Annotated in this window: 15 protein-coding genes and 2 riboswitches; of the genes, 7 read left to right on the top strand and 8 right to left on the bottom strand. The window is 71.7% G+C overall.

The genetic code is table 11. The annotated features are described in order from the left end of the window. Position 1: 1 nt before the first annotated feature. Positions 2 to 985 (bottom strand): hypothetical protein, encoded by a 984-nt coding sequence (locus IE248_RS35620; RefSeq protein WP_190032945.1) that lies wholly within the window; start codon positions 983 to 985, stop codon positions 2 to 4. Continuing rightward, entirely contained in the window at positions 982 to 3,948 is a 2,967-nt protein-coding gene (locus IE248_RS35615) for a prenyltransferase/squalene oxidase repeat-containing protein (protein ID WP_491591055.1), read from the bottom strand. The genes IE248_RS35620 and IE248_RS35615 overlap by 4 nt, the downstream gene beginning before the upstream one ends. 161 nt (positions 3,949 to 4,109) lie before the next feature. Then, positions 4,110 to 4,243: riboswitch (cobalamin riboswitch) on the bottom strand. 78 nt (positions 4,244 to 4,321) lie between these two features. Beyond that, a riboswitch (cobalamin riboswitch) is annotated at positions 4,322 to 4,450 on the top strand. Positions 4,451 to 4,565: 115 nt separating this feature from the next. Between IE248_RS35615 and IE248_RS35610 the strand changes: the two genes are divergently transcribed. Continuing rightward, complete coding sequence (locus IE248_RS35610; protein ID WP_190032943.1) at positions 4,566 to 5,984, top strand: prenyltransferase/squalene oxidase repeat-containing protein; 1,419 nt, start codon at positions 4,566 to 4,568, stop codon at positions 5,982 to 5,984. A gap of 66 nt (positions 5,985 to 6,050) precedes the next feature. On the opposite strand, the gene IE248_RS35605 is transcribed toward IE248_RS35610, so the two are convergent. Further along, positions 6,051 to 6,539 carry a DUF4430 domain-containing protein gene (locus IE248_RS35605; RefSeq protein ID WP_190032942.1) on the bottom strand — a complete coding sequence of 163 codons (489 nt, stop codon included), beginning with the start codon at positions 6,537 to 6,539 and terminating at the stop codon, positions 6,051 to 6,053. A gap of 384 nt (positions 6,540 to 6,923) precedes the next feature. Between IE248_RS35605 and IE248_RS35600 the strand changes: the two genes are divergently transcribed. Continuing rightward, positions 6,924 to 7,568, top strand: coding sequence for an L-threonylcarbamoyladenylate synthase (locus IE248_RS35600; RefSeq protein ID WP_190032941.1), 645 nt, complete (start codon positions 6,924 to 6,926; stop codon positions 7,566 to 7,568). Between the two features lie 36 nt (positions 7,569 to 7,604). On the opposite strand, the gene IE248_RS35595 is transcribed toward IE248_RS35600, so the two are convergent. Further along, positions 7,605 to 8,246 (bottom strand): carbonic anhydrase, encoded by a 642-nt coding sequence (locus IE248_RS35595; protein ID WP_037790676.1) that lies wholly within the window; start codon positions 8,244 to 8,246, stop codon positions 7,605 to 7,607. Positions 8,247 to 8,342: 96 nt separating this feature from the next. Then, positions 8,343 to 9,404, bottom strand: a complete 1,062-nt coding sequence (gene tsaD / locus IE248_RS35590; protein ID WP_073799044.1) for a tRNA (adenosine(37)-N6)-threonylcarbamoyltransferase complex transferase subunit TsaD — start codon at positions 9,402 to 9,404, stop codon at positions 8,343 to 8,345. 180 nt (positions 9,405 to 9,584) lie between these two features. Here tsaD and nicT point away from each other — a divergent pair, with 180 nt between their 5' ends. Further along, positions 9,585 to 10,709: a Nickel transporter NicT gene (nicT, locus tag IE248_RS35585; RefSeq protein WP_190032975.1), complete on the top strand. Its 1,125-nt coding sequence runs from the start codon at positions 9,585 to 9,587 to the stop codon at positions 10,707 to 10,709. On the opposite strand, the gene IE248_RS35580 is transcribed toward nicT, so the two are convergent. From IE248_RS35580 to IE248_RS35570, 3 genes are all read right to left on the bottom strand, one after another. Then, entirely contained in the window at positions 10,699 to 11,040 is a 342-nt protein-coding gene (locus IE248_RS35580) for a hypothetical protein (protein ID WP_008736976.1), read from the bottom strand. The genes nicT and IE248_RS35580 overlap by 11 nt on opposite strands. A gap of 196 nt (positions 11,041 to 11,236) precedes the next feature. Beyond that, positions 11,237 to 13,033, bottom strand: coding sequence for a cytochrome c biogenesis protein DipZ (locus IE248_RS35575; protein WP_190032940.1), 1,797 nt, complete (start codon positions 13,031 to 13,033; stop codon positions 11,237 to 11,239). Between the two features lie 179 nt (positions 13,034 to 13,212). Further along, the gene (locus tag IE248_RS35570) at positions 13,213 to 13,791 is read right to left on the bottom strand and encodes a fasciclin domain-containing protein (RefSeq protein WP_190032939.1); all 579 of its coding nucleotides are present in this window, start codon (positions 13,789 to 13,791) and stop codon (positions 13,213 to 13,215) included. A 398-nt stretch (positions 13,792 to 14,189) separates the two neighbouring features. Here IE248_RS35570 and IE248_RS35565 point away from each other — a divergent pair, with 398 nt between their 5' ends. Genes IE248_RS35565 through sbnB form a run of 4 tightly spaced genes read left to right on the top strand, consistent with a single transcriptional unit; the run spans position 14,190 to position 21,220 of the window. Further along, complete coding sequence (locus IE248_RS35565; protein WP_229895768.1) at positions 14,190 to 16,649, top strand: Pls/PosA family non-ribosomal peptide synthetase; 2,460 nt, start codon at positions 14,190 to 14,192, stop codon at positions 16,647 to 16,649. 19 nt (positions 16,650 to 16,668) lie between these two features. Next, positions 16,669 to 19,146, top strand: a complete 2,478-nt coding sequence (locus IE248_RS35560) for a non-ribosomal peptide synthetase (RefSeq protein ID WP_190032937.1) — start codon at positions 16,669 to 16,671, stop codon at positions 19,144 to 19,146. Next, positions 19,143 to 20,156, top strand: a complete 1,014-nt coding sequence (locus tag IE248_RS35555) for a TauD/TfdA family dioxygenase (RefSeq protein ID WP_190032936.1) — start codon at positions 19,143 to 19,145, stop codon at positions 20,154 to 20,156. The genes IE248_RS35560 and IE248_RS35555 overlap by 4 nt, the downstream gene beginning before the upstream one ends. Then, the gene (sbnB, locus tag IE248_RS35550) at positions 20,153 to 21,220 is read left to right on the top strand and encodes a 2,3-diaminopropionate biosynthesis protein SbnB (RefSeq protein WP_190032935.1); all 1,068 of its coding nucleotides are present in this window, start codon (positions 20,153 to 20,155) and stop codon (positions 21,218 to 21,220) included. The genes IE248_RS35555 and sbnB overlap by 4 nt, the downstream gene beginning before the upstream one ends. Positions 21,221 to 21,257: the final 37 nt, after the last annotated feature.

The following is a 21,257-nucleotide window of genomic DNA, read 5'->3' as shown; positions in this document are numbered from 1 at the left end:
GCTACTCCGTACGACGGCGGCGCTTGGCCGCGAACACGGCGGCGGCGCCGATCAGCAGCACCAGCGCCCCGGTGGCGACGGCGGGCAGGTACGAGCCCGTGTCGTGTTCGGCATCGGCGGCCGGCGCCGCCTCGACCACCTGGGGCCCGGGGGCCTGAGCGGCGACCGCTCCCGTACCGGTCGACGGCGACGGTGACGCCGGGGGCGACACCGAGGACGAGGGGGAGGGGGAGGCGCTCTCGGTGGGCTGGGCCGAGGGGGATGCGGGGGACGCGGGGGTGGACGGGACGGGGGGCGCCGCGCCCTGCGCGGGCGGGGCCGCCGTAGGGGGTGTGCGGTCGGCCGGCGGCGGGTTCTCCGGCCTGGGACCCGTGTTGACGTCGGGCGGCAGGGGAGCCGCCGTACGGGTGTCCTTCGGAGCCGGAGCCCCCGCGGGCCGGGTGTTGTGGGCCCGCAGCTGGTCGGGGGTGACGGTGGGCTTGCCCTCGGTGCCCTCGATGTTGGTCCCACCGAAGATCCACAGATCGACACTGCCCGGCTTCGGCTTGTAGAGCATCGCGCCGAGCTGGCTGTACTCCCAGGTGTTCTGCCCCGGGTTCGCGTGCCAGTACGACCAGTACGCGGAGGCCGGCGGGGTCAGAACGCAGTCGTCCTGCTGCGGGGTCGGGTACTGCTTGCCGCCCTGGTGGCCGCTGTAGCCGATGCGGCAGATGAAGGCGGGGCCGTCGTGGCCGGTACCGGTGGTGGCCCAGCCGCCCTGGTTGAGGAGCTCGTAGCCCGTGGTGGGCGTGGTGCCGCAGGAGCGGTAGACGGGCCCTCCCCAGTGGCTGAAGTCCACGGCGAGCACGACTCCGGAGGAGGTGGTGCACTGGCCCATCGCCTGGGGCGCGGCCCCGGCCGGGGCGACGGTGGCGGCGAGGGCCGCCACCGTCAGCCCGAGGGCCGCCGTCAGGCGGGCCACGGCGCGTGTGACGCGCGAGCTCATCGGTCCTCCTCCGCCGGGTTGCGGCGCGTACGGGCCATGACGACGAGCCGCCATCCGGCCAGGGTCAGTACCGCCGCGGCGCCGGCCAGCGCACCGGCCTGGACGCCGGTGGAGGCCAGGCCGCCGCCCGAACCGCCGGTCACGACGGCGCTGTTGCCGCCGGTGGTGCCGGTGCCGCCGGATGCGCCCGAACCGCTGCTGGAGCTGCCGGAGCTGCCGGAGTTGCCGCCGGCGGAACCGGCGCCGCTGGAAGAGCTCGGGCTTTCGCCAGGGGTGATGATGACGGGAGTGCCGCCTGTGCCGTTGGTGCCGCCGGATCCGGTGGTCCCGCCCGTGCCGCTGGTGCCGCCTGTGGTGTTGCCCGTCCCACTGGTGCCACCGGTGCCGCCCGTCCCCCCAGTTCCGCCCGTCCCGCCCGTTCCCGTCGAGGTGCTGGGAATGGGTTCGGGGGTGGTGCCCTCCAGGCTGCGGGTCAGGGTGGCGAAGGAGATACCGGTGGCGCCGCCGACCGCCTGGGTGGAGGCGCGGACGTCGGAACCGGGCTGGCCGCCCTTGGCGACGTTGAAGCCGCCGTCGGTGTTCTGCTGGGTCACCAGGAACTTACGGGCCTTGCCGATCTGGGCACCGTACTTCGGCGCGTCCAGCGACATCCCCTGGATGGCGAGGGCGGCGGAGTTGACGGAGTTGCCCGACGCCCCGGGGAAGCCGCCGTCGTCCTTCTGCTGGGTGGCCAGCCAGGCCAGCGCCTTGTCCACGGCCGCCTGCGCCTTGGCGTCCGGGAGCAGGTCGAGGGCCATGGCGGCCATCGCGGTGGAGTCGACCTCGGCCCCGCTGGGCGTCCCGATCAGGCTGGGCCAGGCACCCGAGGACTCCTGGAGGCTCTCCAGGTACGCGATCGGCTCGGCCGCCGCCGCGCCGTCACCGGCGCGGACCTGGGCGATGATGCCGAGGGACTGGGAGAACACGGACGGGGCGTTGGTGTAAGCGCCCTTGGCGGCGCAGCTCCGGTCGGGCGCGGTGCTCGGGGCCGGGCAGACGGCCTTGGCGAGGGCGGCGATCAGGTCCTGTCCGCCGAAGGCGCGCGGGTTGCGGCCGACGGCCTCCGCGAGGACGGCGGTCTTGCCGATGGAACCCCCGCCGGCGTGCTTGGTGCCGATCAGGGTCCAGTCGTGGACGCCGCGCCCCTTGCCGTCCTTGCCGCCCTTGTCGAGGAAGTCGACGACGTTGCGCAGGGTGGCGTTGTCCTGGCCGGTGGCGGCCAGGGCATAGGCGCCGTCGATGGTCAGGCCGTAGTCGGCGAAGCCGCTGCCGGGCGCGTTCTCGTAGTAACGGCCCTGGATCAGACGGGACTTGTCGGTGAGGTAGGCCGTGCCCTTCTTCGCGTCGGGCCCCTCGCCCGGCGGAATCGTCGGCGGAACGGCCGGCGGGGTGGTCAGCGTCACCAGGTCGCTCTTGGCGGCGGCGAGCACCACCGGCGCGGCGGCGAACACCCGCGCGTCGGTCTCGCCCTCCTCGAAGCCGAAGCCGCCCGAGGGGAGTTGCTGCTTGGAGAGCCAGAAGAGGCCCGCGTCCGCGTAGGGCGTGTCACCGAGGGCGCGCAGCGCCTGGGCGGCCCGGGCGGTGGCGGCCGGGGCGCCGGTCGTCATGTACGAGGCGGAGGGCCAAGCCCCGGTCGCCAGCTGGGACTTCCTCAGGTAGGCCCGGGCCTTCGCGACCGCCGCGTCGTGGCCGCCGGCCCGCTTGAGGGCCAGGGTGATGAGCCCCGTGGAGCCGGCGTCGCTGTCGCACCATCCGCCGGAGCGGATGAGGATGCCGGTGAATCCGCCGTCCTCGCACTGGAGGCCGGTCAGCCGGTTCACGGCGTCGGCCGGGGGCGTCACGCCGCCGTTCAGCAGGGCGATGACGGCCAGGGCCTGGGCGTCCGACTGGCCGGTGGTGCGGAAATCGCCCTTGGTGAGGCAGCCGTCGATCGTCTCGCCGTCGCCGATGTCCCGCGGGCAGACGTACTTGACCAGGTCTGCGAGCAGGTCGTGCCCGCCGAAGGCGCGCGGATCCCTGCCGGTGGCCTCGGCGACGAGCGCGAGGCGCGCCGCGGCGGTGGCGTCGGGGATCCCGTCCTTTCCGGCCGGGTAGGCGTACGCGTCCGTCTGCGCGGGCGTGGCGAGGAAGTCGGCGGCCTTGCGGGCCGTCGCGCTCTTGGGGTCGGCGCCCGCGAGCGCGTAGACGGCCTCGGTCGTGAGGAAGTGGTTCGCCGTCGTGGCGCCCTCGTCGACGACCCTTTCACCGTCGGTCAGTTGCCCACTGAGCCACCGGGTGGCGGCGGGCAGGTCGACGGTGCCCGGCGGCACGGTGGGCGGGCCCGTGGGCCCGGTCGGGTCCGGGCTGGGGCTGCCGCCGCCCGCGGCGCGTACGTCGTCGGGGGAGAAGGTGGGCTTGCCGGAGGTCCCGCCGATGTCCGTACCGCCGAACACCCAGGCGTCCACGTCGCCGTCCTTCGGCGTGCGGGTCATCGCGCCGAGGGGGCTGTAGGTCCAGTTCTTCTGGCCGGGCGAGGCGATCCAGTACGACCAGTAGGCGGTCGCCTGCGGGGTGAGGACGCAGGCCTCCTTGTCCGGAGTCGGGTACTGCGTACCGGAGTTGAAGGAGGCGTTGCCGATGCGGCAGATGAAGGCGGGGCCGTCGTGGACGGTGCCCTCGGTGGTGAAACCGGCGTCCCGGAGCAGTTCGTAGCCCGTGGTGGGCGTGGTGTCGCAGCCGCGCTCCACCTTGCCGCCGAACGGGCCGAAGTCGACGGCGACGACTGCGCCGGTCGTGGCGGTGCACCCCTCGATCGGGTCGGCCGCCGCGGGCGTCGTCCCGGTGACGAAGACCGCGCTCGCGCCGAACGTCAGCAGCGCCGCCGACATCAGCGACACCAGCCTCATTCTTCCCGTGCGTCGCTCTGCTAGCTCTGCGGTCCCCACCACGGCCCCTCGTGTCAGCCGGGCGGACCAGTGCGTGGCAAAGGGCTTCCCGCACGCACGGAGCGCGGTGCGCCGTGCACACTGCGCCGTGCACACTGCGCGATGCGCAGGGCGCGGAAGAAGCCTTCGAACCACGCCGTAGTCCGCGACGGCGTTTCTCGCTGCAAAATCTGGCTCCAGGCATTCCGGCTCGCCCGGCGATGCCGGGCCTACGGTTGCGGGTCAGCGCCGGATTCAGACCGGCTTCCCCTGGAGCTGAGTGCTTATCAGTCGGAGTGGAACACGCTGATAAAGGCAGCGTCAAGGTGTCCTGCATCTCATCCGGGAGCGCTCACGGCGGGTCCGGGCGGCGCGTCTCACGATGGCTGGCGGACCCTTGATCACTCGGGTAGCGTCCTGGGCTGCCAGATGGGGGAATCCGGTGGGAAGCCGGAGCTGACGCGCAGCGGTGTGGGACGGCGGGGGCCGTCTCCGAGCCCGAATGCCCATACGGCGATGCAGTACAGGAAGCCGTACCACGCGTTCCGGGCGGCGGCCCTCCGGCATGCCCGCCCGTGCGTCCGCACGCCGGCGCAGCGCCGGATGAGGTCGGCGTCCGCCGATTCCAGGAGCAGGCCATGTCCCGTCCCCGTCCCCGCACTTCCCGCCGCCTCGCGCTCGTGGTGCCCGCAGCGCTCGGCGCCTTCGCGCTCACCGCGCTCCCCGCGTCCGCGACCTCGTCGCCCGCCCAGATCGCCACCTCCAAGACCAACGGCGTGGCGTACCTCAAGTCCCTCCAGGCGGCGGACGGTTCGTACGCCGGCTCCGGTCTGTCAAACGAGTGGGCGTTCAGTACCTTCGCGGCGGCGGGCACGGCCGTCGTCGACGTCTACCCGGGTGGCGACACCACGAAGAACGCTCGCACCGTCTACCGCAACCTGCTGTCGACGGCGGGCTGGCCGCAGGCCTCCCCGGTGGTCACGGACTACGAGCGCGGCACCCTCAACGCGTACGCCGCCGGCATCGACCCGGCCCGCGTGTCCGCCTCCCGCAACCTCGTCGCGAGCATCTACTCCTACTGGCAGACCGCGGAAGCAGGGTACTTCGGCCCCTCGGGCAACTTCAACGGCACGGTCTTCGCGGCCCTTTCGCTGGGCGGCGCCAAGACCCAGGCCGGCGGCGCCCGCGTCCCGCAAGCGCTGACGGACTCGATGGTCGCCCGCATCCGCGCCAACCAGCACGTGGACGGCGGCTGGACCTACCAGAAGGGCGAGGGCAACCCGACCGTTCTGAACTCCGCGGGCGACGTCGACATGACCGGCGCCGCCATGGCCGCCCTGTGTGTGTCCGGCGTACCGAACACCGACACGGACGTCGTCCAGGCGAAGAACTTCCTGAAGAGCACGCTGGTTTCCGGCAGCGGTGCCTTCAACTCCTTGTACGGGGTGAACACCAGCTCCAACGGCTGGGGTGTCGCCGGCCTCAACGCCTGCGGGTTCAACCCGCAGACCGGGGACTTCCTCACCGGCAGCGGTAAGACCCCGATCGACTTCCTGATCGCCAATCAGTACAACCCGGCGGGCGGCTTCAAGTACAAGCCGTCCGACACCGTGCCCTCCGCCTACTCCTCCATCGACGCGCTGCGGGCCGTCGCGGGCGGCGGCTTCACCACGGCCCCGCCCGTTCCGGTCACCCCCGGGGCCCCGCAGTGGGTCGCCCAGTCCGCCTTCACCGCCGGTACGGCCACCCAGCTGGCGCTGACCGTCGACGACGGGGCCGGCAGCCTCAAGGTGTGCTCGGTCGCCTTCACCCCGACCGGTACGACCACCACCCTCGGGGACGTTCTGAACGCGGCGACCACCGCCGCGACGCCTTCCGGCTGCGTGACGAGCGTGACCCCCTCGTCGGGCACCGGTACCGTCACGGCCGTCAACGGCAAGGCCAACAGCGGCTCCAACACCTGGAAGGTCAGTGTCGACGGCTCCGCCTTCGCCGGCGCCGCCCGCAACAAGGTCGTGGGCGTGGGCGACACCATCGCCCTGCGCTGGGGCGCCTGACCTGCGGACGCCGGCCGGTGCCGCGGGCCTTCGGGGCCGCGGCACCGGCCGGGCGGACGGGCCGTACTAGAAGGCCGTCCAGGTGAAGGACACCTGGTCACCGGCGTTGATCTTGAACTGGCAGCCGCCCACCGGGGTGGGGGTGCCGTTGACGGCGATGCTCCAGTAGGCGGAACCCCCGCCGCTGACGCTCTTTATGGTGTCGACCGAGAAGTCGTCGAAGGACGCGTACCAGGTGCCGTCCCAGGTGAAGCCCTTCTTGTGGGCGGCGTCATCGAGGGCGGCGGTCGGGGTGGGGACCTTGGAAGGGTTGGCGCCGCCGTTGGTGCCGTCGCACTTGTGGGTGCCGCCGGTGGCCGTGGTGACGTCGTGGCCCTTGGTCTTGACCTTGCCCTTGAACAGCAGCCCGTCGGGCCCCTGGACGGTGAGGTTCACCTTGACGGTGGCGTTGGTGTTCAGCTTCGGCTTGGCCTCGGCCACCGTCGGAGCGGCGACGAGGGCGAGCCCGAGGGCGACCGTGGTGATCACGGAACGGCGGGCGAGGATCTGGCGCATGGAGTGCCTTCCTGAGGGATCTCCGGGTCTGCTGACGCGAACCCGCCGACCCGCACTCGCGCACACCCCGGACGTGCGCCCTCGGGGAGGGCGCACGGGGGTGCCGAGTCAGGCTGGGGCTTCGAACTGCAGACCGTGACAGTGGGAAGCGGTGCACATCGCACCCCGGGTTCTCCGACTCACGGCGCGGACAGCGCCGTTCACGGTTGCAGGTCAGCGCCGGATTCCCACCGGCTTCCCCCAGTTGTGCATGCATTCGGTTGTGGGCTCAGGCCGGTTGGGGCCGGAGCAGAACGCATCGTACGGCCTGAGCGGGTCTCCCGGAAGCGATAGCCTGCGGACGCCATGAAGTCGCGGCACGAGGAGCCGTGCGAAGGGAGAACGATGGCGCTTCGATTTGACTGTTCGGCCGGGCCCGGACGAGCCGAGGGCCTGCGCGAGGCCGCGGACGCGGTGCGCCGGGGTGAGCTGGTGGTGCTGCCCACGGACACGGTGTACGGGGTGGGCGCTGACGCCTTCAGCCCTGACGCGGTCGGTCGTGTGCTGCGGGCCAAGGGCCGGGGCCGGCAGATGCCCTCACCGGTACTGGTCGGTTCCCCGGACGCCCTGGACGGCCTGGTCATCGACCTGTCGGTGCAGGCGCGAGAGCTCATCGACGCCTTCTGGCCTGGCGGCCTGACCCTGGTCGCCCGTCACGAGCCGTCGATCAAGTGGGACTTGGGCGAAACCCACGGCACGGTGGCGATCCGGATGCCCGCCCATCCCGTCGCCCTCAGCCTCCTCGACCAGACGGGACCGCTCGCGGTCTCCAGCGCCAACCTGACCGGCCGGCCCTCCCCGCAGGACTGCGACGCGGCGCTGGCCATGCTGGGCGACACGGTTGCCGTCTACCTCGACGCGGGCCCGACCCCGGCGGACGTCCCGTCATCGATCGTCGACGTCACCGCCAAGACCCCCGTCCTGCTGCGGGAAGGCGCACTGAGCGCCGCACGGCTCCGAGAGGTCACACCGGACCTGCGGGAACGCTGAACACCGGCCGGCAGTGCTCCGTGCGGCGCCCCTGCGTCACGAGGCCTGGGCGGCGGGTACGGGAAGGCCGTGCGCGGCGACCAGCTGCGCGCTGCCGTCGGCCAGCCGGTAGGACAGGCCGGCCACGGCGAGCCGGCCGGAGGCCACGCGCTCGGCGAGGACGCGGGAGCGTTCCAGCATCAGATCGACGGTGTGCCGGATGTGGTGGTGAAGGATCTCATCGGCCGAGTCACGCCCGGCGGCGCGGGCCGCCAGCACGCTCGGGGTGACCCGCTCGACGACGTCACGCACGAAACCGGCCGGCACCTGGCCGCCGTCGGCGGCGTCGCGGGCCGCCGCGATGGCCCCGCAGGAGTCATGGCCGAGCACCACGACCAGCGGGCAGTCCAGCACGCTCACCCCGTACTCGATGCTGCCCAGCACCTCCGCCCCCACGACGTGACCCGCGGTGCGCACCACGAAGAGGTCGCCGAGCCCCTGGTCAAAGATGATCTCCGCGGCCAGGCGGGAGTCGGAGCACCCGAACATCACCGCGAACGGCTGCTGTGCCGGGGCGGTCTCGGTGCGGCGCGCGGCGTCCTGGTTGGGGTGCTCCGGCGAGCCGGCGACGAACCGCAGGTTGCCGGACAGCAGCATGTCGAAGGCCTCGGCGGGCGTGGGCATCGATATCTCAGTCATGGCCGCAGGCTACGGCCCGGCGCCGCGCGACGCACACCCAGGCCTCACCGCCGCGCGGAGCCCGCCCGCCCGGGACCGGCCGGACGGGGCGGGGTGTCACCGGGGGACTGCGACGGGCCGGGCGGGGAGCGGTGTCAGCGAGGCGTACTCCAGGGGTGCGGACGGGTCGATGGACACGTTCAGCGGGGCGGGCTCCGCGCCGGAGCGGACCAGCAGGTCGCCGACGGCCGCGATCATGGCTCCGTTGTCCGTGCACAGGGTCATGGGCGGAACGCGCAGTTCGATGCCGGCGGAGGCGCATCGCCGCTCCGCCAGCGCCCTGACCCGCGAGTTCGCGGCCACGCCGCCTACCACGATCAGCGTCTTCACGTCGTAGGCGCGGCAGGCCGCGAGAGCCTTGCGGGTCAGCACGTCCGCGACGGCCTCCTGGAGCGCGGCTGCCCCGTCGGCGACCGGCGGCTCCTCCCCGCGCTGGCGGTGCTTCTCGGCCCAGCGGGCCGCGGCCGTCTTCAGGCCGGAGAAGGAGAAGGCGTACGGGTCGTCCCCGGGCCGGGTCAGCGGGCGCGGGAAGGCCACGGCCTTCGGGTCGCCGTCGCGGGCGGCCCGGTCGATGGCGGGCCCGCCCGGGTACGGCAGGCCCAGGATCCGGGCGACCTTGTCGAAGCACTCGCCCGCCGCGTCGTCGAGGGTGTCCCCGAGGTGCAGGATCGGCTCGCGGACCAGATCCCGGACCAGGAGGAGCGAGGTGTGGCCGCCGGAGACGATCAGCACCACGCACGGGTCGGGCAGCGGGCCGTGTTCCAGGGTGTCGGCGGCGACGTGCCCGGCCAGGTGATGGACGCCGTACAGCGGCACCCCGGCCGCGTACGCGAGCGTCTTCGCCCCGGCCAGACCCACCTGGAGCGCGCCCGACAGGCCGGGCCCGGTGGTGACGGCGACCGCGTCGATCTGGCCGAGCCGCAGTCCGGCCTGGTCCAGGGCCTCCCGGACGACCGGGTTGAAGGCGTGCAGGTGCGCGCGGGCGGCGATCTCGGGCACGACGCCGCCGAAGCGGGCGTGCTCGTCCATGCTCGACGCCACCACGTGCGCGAGCAGCTTGCCGTCCTTCACGATCCCCGCGCCGGTCTCGTCACACGACGACTCGATCCCGAGCACCACCGGAGAGCTCACCACAGCACCCCTCTTCCTGCCTGAGTGGCGTTATTGCAACTAGGTCGCAATAAGGATAGGGCTACGGGTGAGGCCCGACCGCACCAGGCGGCGCCGCACGAGGAAGGTCGTCCGCCCGTGGTCACCGCATCCGGCCCCAAGGACCGTCTCCGTCGCGTTCGCCGCTCCCTGAACCGCAAGGAATGGGCCCGCCTGGGCGGGATGGCGGCCTTCATCCTGTCGCTCCACTTCATCGGCTGGTTCACGCTCGTCGCGATCGTGACCCCGGAGCACCACAGCATCGGCGCCCAGACCTTCGGCATCGGCATCGGCATCGGCGTCACCGCGTACACCCTCGGGATGCGCCACGCGTTCGACGCCGACCACATCGCGGCGATCGACAACACCACCCGCAAGCTCATGAACGACGGGCAGCGCCCGCTCTCGGTGGGCTTCTGGTTCTCCCTCGGCCACTCCACGATCGTCTTCGGCCTGGCCGTCCTGCTCTCCCTCGGGATCAAGGCACTGGCCGGGCCGGTCCGCGACGACGATTCCGAGCTCCACAACGTCACCGGGCTGATCGGAACCAGTGTCTCGGCGGCGTTCCTCTACGTGATCGCCGCGATCAACCTCGTCATCCTGTCCGGCATCTGGAAGGTCTTCCGTCAGATGCGTTCCGGCGCGTACGACGAGGCCGCCCTGGAGAGGCACCTGGACAACCGTGGCTTCATGAACCGGCTCCTCGGCCGCACCATGAAGTCGATCACCAAGCCCTGGCAGATGTACCCGCTCGGACTCCTCTTCGGCCTCGGCTTCGACACCGCCACCGAGATCGCCCTGCTCGTCCTCGCCGGCTCCGGCGCGGCATCGGGACTGCCCTGGTACGCGATCCTCTGCCTGCCCGTCCTCTTCGCGGCGGGCATGTCCCTGCTCGACACGATCGACGGCTCGTTCATGAACTTCGCCTACGGCTGGGCCTTCTCCAAGCCGGTCCGCAAGGTCTACTACAACCTCACCGTCACCGGGCTCTCGGTGGCCGTGGCCCTCGTCATCGGCACCGTGGAGGTCCTCGGCCTCCTGGCCGAGAAGCTCGACCTCCACGGCACCTTCTGGGACTGGGCCGGCGGCCTGGACCTCAACGCCATCGGCTTCGTCGTCGTCGGCCTGTTCTTCGTCACCTGGATCCTGGCGCTGGTGCTGTGGAAGTACGGCCGCATCGAGGAGAAGTGGACCGCCCACCTGCAACCCGCCGGAGAAACACCCCGGCAGGGGCAGGCCGATCAGGGCGGTCCGGACACGCGGGCTACGAGATGACGCACCACCAGGCGCTCTCGGGGAGCCGCCAGCCGGCGCCGACCTTGGCGTCCGCGCGGTTGCCGTAGGTCGCGCGGCAATAGCTGTAGATCCTGTGCTTGTCCAGGGTGCCGATCCACGTGATGGCGGCCGGGAAGGACAGGCCGTAGCAGTACAGGCCGTCCGGCGACCACTTGTAGTGGCTGGCACCGAACACGCCGCCGCCGTACTGCTGCTGGCAGGCGCGGGTCGGATTCACCTGGTAGGAAACCGATGCCTGAGCCGGTGTGGCGGCCATGACGGACGTGACCAGCGCCGCGGCCGTCATGAGGGAGAACAGGGCCTTCTTCAAGTAGACCTCCGAGTTTCCGGATGCGCGCCGTTGCTCGTCCGCGTCGACGCGCCTGAAGTCTGCTCGCTCGGTCGGATGATCTGACCCCAAGGCGAAAAATATATGAAAGTATCAAATCTCTGGTCGAAATCCATTCTTTGGATGACCTGTTTCATCGCCTTTCTGTCCGTTCCAGGGAGCCGCGCCCGCTGTCCGACTATCCGAAGGTGAAGGCGAAGGCCTGGATCCCGGGGGCGGGGCGGATCTCCAGCCGGCCCTTGCGCGGGTGGTCGTCGTCGGTGAGGCGGTAGAGGGTGGGGGCGCCGTGGACCTGGATGGTCTTGGTCTTCTTGCCGTCCAGGAAGACGGTGACGCGGCCCTCGCCGGCGAGGACGAGGTTGGCGTTCTTGGCGCGGTAGGTGATCGCGAGCCGGGCGTTGTCGCCGGCGGTGAACTGCTCGTAGGCGGCGGTCCAGGTCCCGTCGAGGGAGAGCCCGTTCAGCGGGATGGCCGCCGGGAAGCGGTAGGCGGCCGGCCGGCCGAGCGTGAGGGGGGTGCCGGTGTAGCCGCGCAGGCGCAGGGTGCTCAGGTACGTCTCGGGGGTGCGGCCGGCCGTGAGGCGGTCGTTCCCCCGGCCGGTCCTGGGCGGCAGTTTGACGCCGGGGTCGGCCTGCCGCAGCAGGGTGCGGATCAGGTCCTCGGTCTGGTCGTAGCGGCCCTCGCCGAAAGTGAAGTAGCGGACGGTGCCGTTGGCGTCGATGAGGTACTTGGCGGGCCAGAAGCGGTTGCGGTAGGCGTTCCAGGTGTCGAGCCGGTTGTCGAGGGCCACCGGGTAGCGGACGCCGAGCTTGCGGGTCTGGTCGGCGACGTTCCCGGGGTCCTTCTCGAAGGCGAACTCGGGCGAGTGGACGCCGATGACCTGGAAGCCGCTGCTCTTGTAGACGCGGTCCCAGTCCTTGACGTGCGGCAGGCTGCGCTGGCAGTTGATGCAGGAGTAGGTCCAGAAGTCGATCAGAACCACCTTGCCCCGGAGCGCGGTGAGGTCGACGGGCTGCCCGTCCGGCGTGTTGAGCCACTTGGCGATGCCGGTGACGGGCGGGGCCTGCCCGCAGGAGCGGAGCTCGTTCACGCCGTCCTCGCAGGCGGAGAGCTCCTTGTTCGAGTCGTCGTAGAGGCCGGACAGCTGCTGGCGGGCGCCGTCGCTGTCCTCGACCTCCTTCTGCGCGGCGGCCGTGTAGTTCGGCAGCGCCCGCTGGAGGGCGGTGGTCGCGTCGAAGGCGAGGGCGAACGCGAGCACGATCATCAGGGTGCCGGCGGCGATCCGCAGTCCGCGGGCACGGGTGCGGAAGGCGGCGACCCGCGCACTGACCCGGCGCCCGGCGAGAGCGAACACCAGCAGCGGGATGGCGGTGCCGAGGGCGAAGGACAGGGTCAGGGCGACGATGCCGGAGCTGATCTCGCCGCGCGCACCGGCCACCGTGATCGCGGCCAGGACCGGGCCCGCGCAGGGAACGTAGAGGAGGCCGAGCCCGAGACCGAGGACGAAGGCGCTGCCCTCCTTGTTCACCTGGCGCTGCGGGATGCGCGCGAAGGGCTTCTCCAGCAGGCGCTCGACGGGCGGGAGGATCAGACCGAGGCCGATCATGACCAGCAGGCCCAGTCCGAGATAGCGGAGGATGTCCTGCGGCAGGCCGAGCGCCGAGATGATGGTGACGCCCAGCAGGGTGAAGAAGCTGAAGCTGACCACGAGCCCGGCGACGACGGCGTAGGGGCGCCGGTTGCGGCGCGGGCGGGGTGGCTGGACCGGGGGATCGTCGACCAGTACGGCGCTGTCCTCGTCGGGGGCCGGCCCCGCGAGGTCCCGGTCGCGCGCCGCCGAGGGCGGGCCCGCTCCGGGTGGGGGCCCCGCATCGCCTCCGCCGGCGAGGAACACGACCGGCAGGACCGGCAGGATGCACGGGGACACCGCGGTGATGAGGCCGCCGAGCAATCCGATGAGGACCAGGGTGAGCATGGGGACCGCCTCCTCCAGCGGGAGGGCCGGTCGGTCCGTCCTCCTCAGCGGGTGATTCGTAGCTCCGTCACTCTCGGATTGGCATCCGGTCCCCTCCCGCGCCGCCGCGCGCGGATGCGCGCGACACGCGGAAGGGGACCGGAAAACGGGGTCACACGGGGTCACATGGGGTCGCGGGATCACATCGGGGTGAGCACCGTGTCGATGATGTTGACCGTGGCGTTGGAGGTGTGGACATCGCCGCAGACGATCTTCGCCTTGTCGTTGACGGTGAAGGAACCGCCGGATCGCGCCGTGGTGAGGGAGCCGCCTTCGAGCGTCTTGAACGGGCCCGAGGTGAGCTGCTTCGGCGTGATCCTCTCGCCCACCACGTGGTAGGTGAGGATCTTGGTCAGTTCGGTCTTGTCGGCCAGGATCCTGGCGAGGTCGGCCTTCGGGATCTTCGCGAACGCCTCGTTGGTCGGCGCGAAGACGGTGATGTCCTTGGCGTTGTTCAGGGTGTCGACGAGGCCCGCCCGCTTGACGGCCGTGACCAGCGTGGACAGTGCGGGGTTGTTGGAAGCCGCGGTCGCCACGGGGTCCTTGGCCATGCCCGCGAGGCTGCCGGCACCCTCTTTGGGGACTGACGCGCAGGCCGGGCCGTAGGGTCCGCTCTGCTGGCTGTCGGCGAAGGCCGGGGCTGCCAGGCCCAGGACGAAGGGCAGTGTGAACGCGGCTGCGCCGAGTACGGCGGAGCGGCGCGTGCGATGAGTGGTCATTCGTTCCTCCTGCTGGAGGCGGGCCCGACGGGTCGCCCCGTCACGGGGTCCGCTCGTTCCCCGAGTCGGCGGTTCGCGGGGGGAGGGACCGCGGCCGGTCCGATCACTCAAGTGCGGACGCGGAGTCCTCACCCTCGATGAGTCATTCGTTGCCCCGGGGCGGGCGGACTGGTGGAGGAAGGTCCGAAGCGACCGGGATCCGCGTATCACTGCATTTCAGAGGACTTGCGCCGAAAGGTTATTTCTGCGGCTTTCCCATCCTTCTGCGCGGTGGCGACGAATAGGGGACATGGCGTACGGCCGCCGCCCGCGCCGGGGGAAGCTCTCCGAGGGAGCCCACAGTGACCAGAGGACCGGTAGACCATCCATCTCCCGTCCCCCGGGAGCGTGTGACGGGCGTGGACACCGCCGATGCGGCGCCCGCCCGCGCGGAGGGCGTCCTCGCGGGCATCCTCGCCGACGTCACAGGGTGCGACCGGGTGTCCGTCGACAGCCACTTCTTCGACGACCTGGGCGCCGACTCCATGGTGATGGCCCGGTTCTGCGCACGCGCCAGAAAGGCCGGGGGCCTGCCGGCGGTGTCGATGAAGGACGTCTACCGTCACCCGACCATCGGGAGACTCGCCGCGGCGCTCGCGGTGCCCGCCTCCGCGAGCGCCGCCGGCCCCGTCGCCGAGGCACCGCCACTGCCGGAGCCCGCCGGGGGAGCCCCGCACTACGTGCTCTGCGGTGCGCTGCAACTTCTGGCGTTCCTCACGTACTCCTACCTCATCGCGCTCGTGGGCGTCCGCGGTTACGACTGGATCTCCGCCGGATCGGGTCCCGGCGGCGTGTACCTGCGGTCGGTGGTGTTCGGTGCGGCCGTCCTGCTGTGGCTGTGCGCTTTCCCGGTGCTGCTGAAGTGGGTGCTGATAGGCCGGTGGCAGCCCTGCCAGATCCGCGTCTGGAGCATCGCGTACCTCCGGTTCTGGGTGGTCAAGACCCTCGTCCGGTCCGCGCCGCCGGCGCTGCTCGTCGGTTCACCGCTGTACGTGCTCTACCTCAGGGCGCTGGGAGCGCGGATCGGCCGGGGCGCCGCCATCTTCTCCCGCAACGTACCGGTCTGTACCGACCTGCTCACCATCGGGGCCGGCACGGTGATCCGCAAGGACTCCTACGTCAACTGCTACCGCGCCCATGCCGGCCTGATCCAGACGGGCCCGGTCTCCGTCGGGAGCGACGCGGTCGTCGGCGAGGCCACCGTCCTCGACATCGGAACCTCGCTCGGGAACCGCGCGCGGCTCGGCCACGCCTCCTCCCTGCACCGGGGGCAGGCCGTGCCGGACGGGGAGCACTGGCACGGCTCGCCCGCGTCGCGGGCCGACGCCGCATACCCGCGGCTCGCCCCGGCCCGCTGCGGCGAGCTGCGTCGGGCGGCGCACGGCGCCTGGCAGATCCTGGCCGTCCTGCTCGTCTACCTGCCCCTGTGCTTCGGCGGTGTCGGCCTCCTGCTCGCCGAGGCACCGCAACTGGCCGCCGTCCTGGAACCGGGGCCGACGGCCCTGACGACGTGGACGTTCTACGCCGAGGCCCTGGCGGCTTCGCTGGTCCTCTTCTTCGGCGCCATCGCCCTGGGGCTGGCGGCGGTCGCCACGGTTCCCCGGCTGCTCGGCAGGGCCATCACCCCGGGCAGGGTGTACCCCCTGTACGGCTTCCGGTACGGGGCGCAGCGGGCGATCACCCTGATCACCAACCAGCGTTTCCTGACCCGTCTGTTCGGTGACAGCTCCGCCGTCGTGCACTACCTGCGCTACCTCGGCTACGACCTCTCCCGCGTCGAGCAGACCGGTTCGAACTTCGGCACGGAGGTCAAGCACGACTCCCCGTACCTGAGTTCCGTCGGCAGCGCGACGATGGTCGCGGACGGCCTGTCGATCAACAACGCCGAGTTCTCCAGCACGTCCTTCCGGGTGTCCCGTGTGACCATCGGGCCGCGGAACTTCCTCGGCAACCGGATCGCCTACCCCCCGGGCGGCAGGACGGGCGACAACTGCCTCCTCGCGACCAAGGTGATGGTGCCCGTAGACGGGAAGGTCCGCGAGGGCGTGGGGCTGCTGGGGTCGCCCAGCTTCGAGATTCCCCGGTCGGTCCGGCGGGACGCCGGCGTCGACCGGCTGACCGGCGGCCGGCCGCCACACGGCCTGCTGCGCGCCAAGAACCGCCACAACGCCCTCACCATGGCCTGGTACCTGCTGGTCCGGTGGCTCTACTTCTTCCTGATCAGCCTGCTGTTCGCGGTCGCCGCCGAGCTCTACGACGTGCTGGACGCGGCCGTGGTGGCGCTGGCCAACGTACTGGCCCTGCTCGTCACCGTCCTCTACTTCGCCGCCGTCGAACGCGTCGTCATCTCCCGCCGCCCGCCCGGTCCGCTGTTCTGCTCGATCTACGACCTCCGCTTCTGGGAGCGCGAACGCTTCTGGAAGGTGCCGTCGGAAACCTATCTGCGGCTCTTCAACGGCACGCCGTTCAAGAACGCGATCTGGCGGCTGCTCGGCGTCCGGCTCGGCCGCAGGGTCTTCGACGACGGCTGCTACCTGACCGAGCGGACGATGGTCACCCTCGGCGACCGCTGCACGCTGGGCGCCGGCAGCGTCGTCCAGTGCCACTCGCAGGAGGACGGCGCCTTCAAGTCCGACCCCAGCACCGTCGGAGCCGACTGCACGCTCGGCACCGGCGCCCTCGTCCACTACGGGGTCACCCTCGGCGACGGCGCCGTGCTCGCCCCCGACTCCTTCCTCATGAAAGGCGAGACCGTTCCCCGGAACGCGCACTGGGGAGGGAACCCGGCCCGACAGACCGGCCGGGCGGACAGCACCTGACCAAGAAGAGGTGGGAGTCATGGGAACACCAGTGAAGCCCGACGCGGAACGCCGCGAACGCGCCTCCGCTGACGGCGGGTTCACCGCCGTACCGCGCTGGAGCCGCGCACCGGAGCCGGGGACGGCCGAGTACGAGACACCGGTCCCCGCCGGCCTCATCGCTTCGCTGGGCCGACTGGCGGACGCACTGGGCGTGACATCCACCTCGGTGCTGCTGGCCGCACATCTCAAGGTCCTCAGCGCGCTGTCCGGGGAACCCGACGTCGGTTGCGGCTACGTCGCCGTGCCGGGCGGTTCCCCGCTGCCCTGCCGGATGACGGCCGACTCCCGCTCCTGGCGGACCCTGCTGCGCGAAGCGGACCGGGCCGAGGCACGGCTGGTGGCCGCGCACCGTTTCCCGGTCGATGCCCCGCGCGCCGAGCCGCGCCTCCCCAACGCCCCGCCCGAAGTCGTCTTCGATCCGCGTGGTGACGGCGCCGCCCGAGCCGCCGATGCCCCCGCGCTCCACGTTTCGGTGGCGGACCGGGACGGCCGACGCGTGCTGCGGCTGCGGTACCGCACCGACGTGCTCGACGCCGACCTCGCCGCCAGGATCGCCGGCTACCACCTCACCGCGCTGGCACTGATCGTCGCCGGCCCGGATGCCGCACCGGGGCCGCAGAGCCTGGTGGGCGCCGTAGAACTGCACCGTCAGCTCACCGAACTCGCCGGCCCGCGCCGCCGCGACCTGCCGGACCTGCGGGTCCACGAGCTGTTCGAGCAGCGGGCGCGCACCCACCCGGACGCCGTGGTGGCCGTGCGGGGCGAGCGGCACTGGACCCGCCGCGAACTGAACGTCCGTGCCAACCGGCTGGCCCGCGCCCTTCTCCGGCTGGGGCTGCGCCGGGAGGACGCCGTCGCCGTGGTGAGCGAGCGCGGTCTGGGCTGGATGGCAGCCGTCCTGGCCGTCCTCAAGGCGGGCGGAGCGTACGTGCCGATCGATCCGCGCTTCCCCGCCGACCGCATCACCACCATGCTGACGCGCGCCTCGTGCCGCTTCGCGCTGACCGAGTCCGCCACCAGCCTGCTCGACCGGGCCCTGGACGCGCTGCCCGAGGTCCGGCTGTTGCCCATCGAGACGGCGTACGACGAGAGCCGCGGCGGCGAAGACCCGCGGGTCCCCGTCCCGGCGGACTCCCTCGCCTACATCTACTTCACCTCGGGCTCCACCGGCGAGCCCAAGGGCGTGATGTGCGAGCACGAGGGAATGCTGAACCACCTCTACGCGAAGATCGACGACCTCGGGATCCGCGAGGGAGACGTCGTCGCCCAGACGGCGCCGCAGTGCTTCGACATCTCCCTGTGGCAGCTGCTCGCCGGGCCGCTCGCCGGCGGGCGGACCCTGCTCGTCGAGCAGGACCGCGTCCTGGACATCGAGCGGTTCCTCGACACCGTCACCGCCGGGGGAGCCAGCGTGCTCCAAGTCGTGCCGTCCTACCTCGACGCGATGCTCGCCTGTCTGCGACGCCGCCCCCGCGACCTGCCCGACCTGCGCTGCGTGTCCGTGACCGGCGAGGCGGTGAGCAAGGAACTCGTCGAGCGCTGGTTCGCCCGCGAGCCCGGCATCCGGCTGGTCAACGCCTACGGGCTCACCGAGACCTGCGACGACACCAACCACGAGGTCATGGACCGGCCCCCGGACGGCGAACGCGTCCCGCTCGGCCGGCCCGTCGCCAACGTGCGCGCCTACGTCCTCGGCGCCGCCCTGGAGCCGGTGCCCCTCGGCGCGCCCGGGGAGATAGTCCTCTCCGGCGTCTGCGTCGGCCGCGGGTACGCGGGCGACCCCGAACGGACCCGCCTCGCGTTCACGACCGACCCCTACCGTCCGGCGAGCCGCCTCTACCGCAGCGGGGACCACGGCCGGTGGCTCCCCGACGGGAAGCTCGAGTTCCTCGGCCGCCGCGACACACAAGTCAAGATCCACGGACTCCGGATCGAGCTCGCGGAGATCGACAGCGCCATGCTGCGTCTGCCCGGAGTCCACGACGCGGCCGTGGTCGCCGTACGACGCGCGGGCCGCGGACCACATCTGGCGGCCTTCTACACCAGTACGACGGGGTGCGAACCGAAGCGCCTGTGGGACCTCCTGAGCGCCGAACTGCCGGCGTACATGGTCCCGTCGTCCTTCCACCGGCTCCACCGGCTCCCGGTGACCGCCAACGGCAAGACCGACAGGAAGGCCCTGGGCGCCCTCGCCGCGGACCGGGGCGTCCCGCGGGAGGACCGGCACCCTCCCGGCACACCGGCCGAACAACGCCTCGCCGCGGCCTGGTCACAGGCCCTCGGCATCCCCCTGGACCGCATCGGCCGACAGGACCGGTTCTTCGACCTGGGAGGGACCTCCCTGTCGGCCATGCGGGTCGTGGTCACCCTGAACCGGGACGTGTCACTCAAGGACATCACCCTCCATCCCCGGCTCGCCGACCTCGCCCGCCTGATCGAAACGAGAACCCGATGACCACCCCCATCCCCACCCCCGTCCCGGGTCCCGTCGCCTTCCCCGACCCACGGCCGGACCCCACCCCGCTGCTGCGCGCCGACGGCCCCGCCGACCCGGCCAACTGGGCCGCGGCGCACCGCGAGGCCCTGCGCGCCGCCCTCGTCGAGCACGGCGCCGTGCGGGTCCGCGGCCTCGGCATCGGTGATCCGGCGATGGCCGGCGAGCTCCTGCGCGGCCTCGGCGCCCCGGCGGTCACGGAGAAGGAGGCCTTCGCACCCCGCCAGAGACACGCGGCGGGCGTCTACTCCTCGTCGAGATGGCCCCCGAACCAGCCGATGTGCATGCACCACGAACTCAGCTACGCCCTTGAGTTCCCCTCCCTCCTGCTGTTCGCCTGCCTCAGCGCACCCACCGCCGGCGGAGCCACGGTGACCGCGGATTCCGCAGCCGTGCTCGACGCACTGCCGTCCACCGTGTCCGAGCGCTTCATCCGCGAAGGCTGGCAGCTCGCCCGCTCCTACGGGAACGGCATCGGAGCCTCCGTGGCGGAGGCCTTCGGCACCGACGACCGGGAACGCGTCGAGACCTACTGCCGGGCCAACGCGATCGCCTTCGCCTGGCGGCCCGACGGCACCCTCCACACCCGGCAGCGACGCAGCGCCGTGCTGCGGCATCCGGTCACCGGACACCGCTGCTGGTTCAACCAGATCGCGTTCCTGAACGAATGGACCCTCGACCCCGAGATACGCGAGTACCTCCTCGCCGAGTACGGCGCGGACGGCCTGCCGTTCAACACCTACTACGGCGATGGCGACCCCGTCACCGAGGAGACCGTCCGGCTCGTCAACGCCGTCTACGAGGCCCACACCGTCCGCCGGCCGTGGCGGGCGGGCGATCTCCTCCTGGTGGACAACCTCCGTACCGCCCACGGCCGGGAAGCCTTCGAGGGACCCCGCGAAGTGGTCGTGGCCATGGGCGGGCCACCGCATCCGGACGACCGCTCCCGTCAGCGAGGTGACCTCCCATGACCACCGCCGGCGGAGCCGCGGCGAACCCGTCACAGAACCGGCTGCGCGTGCCACCGTTCGCGGTGATCCCCGGAGCCCAGGTCCACAGCGCCCTGCGGGGACGCGAAAGGCACATCGTGCGGGTCGTCGAGGAGACGTACCGCCTGCACGGGGTCGGGCGGACCGTCAATCCGCCGTCCTCGTTCCTCAGGCTCCCGGACCGCGGAAGCGCGCGCATCATCGCGCTGCCCGCGTCCATCGGCGGACCGGCACCCGTGGACGGGCTGAAATGGATCTCCAGCTTCCCGCAGAACGTGGCGCGCGAAGTACCCAGGGCCTCGGCCGTTCTCATCCTCAACGACCCGGCCACCGGCTACCCCTTCGCCTGCCTGGAAAGCTCGATCATCAGCGCCAGCAGAACCGCCGCGTCCGCGGCCCTGGCGGCGGACCGGCTCAGCCGGAGCCGCCCCCGCCCCACCCGCGTCGGATTCTTCGGTACGGGCCTGATCGCCCGCTACGTCCACACGTTCCTGGCCGCCACCGGATGGACCTTCGACGAGATCGGGGTGCACGACCTGTCACCCAGCAGCGCGTCCGGATTCCGCATGTGCCTGGAGCAGTCGGGAGCAACCGGCCACATCACCATCCACGACAGCCCGGAGGCGCTCGTCCGGGTCAGTGACCTGGTGGTCTTCGCCACCGTCGCCGCCAGGCCCCATGTGGTCGACCCGGCGTGGTTCGGCCACCATCCGCTGGTCCTGCACCTGTCCTTGCGCGACCTCGCCCCACAGGTCCTGCTCGGCTCGACCAACATCGTCGACGACATCGACCACTGCCTCAGGGCCGACACCTCACCCCACCTCACCGAACAGCTCACCGGCAGCCGCCGGTTCCTCGCGGGCACCCTGGACGACGTGATGGCCGGGCGGGTGACCGTACCGGCGGGCAGGACCACGGTGTTCTCACCGTTCGGACTCGGGGTGCTCGACCTCGCCCTCGGCAAGTACGTCTACGACGAGGTGGTGCGCTCCCGTGAACTGCGGACCGTAGACGACTTCTTCCACGAACTGACCCGCTACGGATGACCCGGACGGCACGGTTCGCGCTGACCTGAGGAGATCA

The organism is Streptomyces goshikiensis, assembly GCF_014650555.1.
In the GTDB taxonomy this organism is placed as follows: Bacteria; Actinomycetota; Actinomycetes; order Streptomycetales; family Streptomycetaceae; genus Streptomyces; species Streptomyces goshikiensis.
Note: the sequence above shows the minus strand (reverse complement) of the source record. Positions and strands in the feature narration are given on the sequence as shown.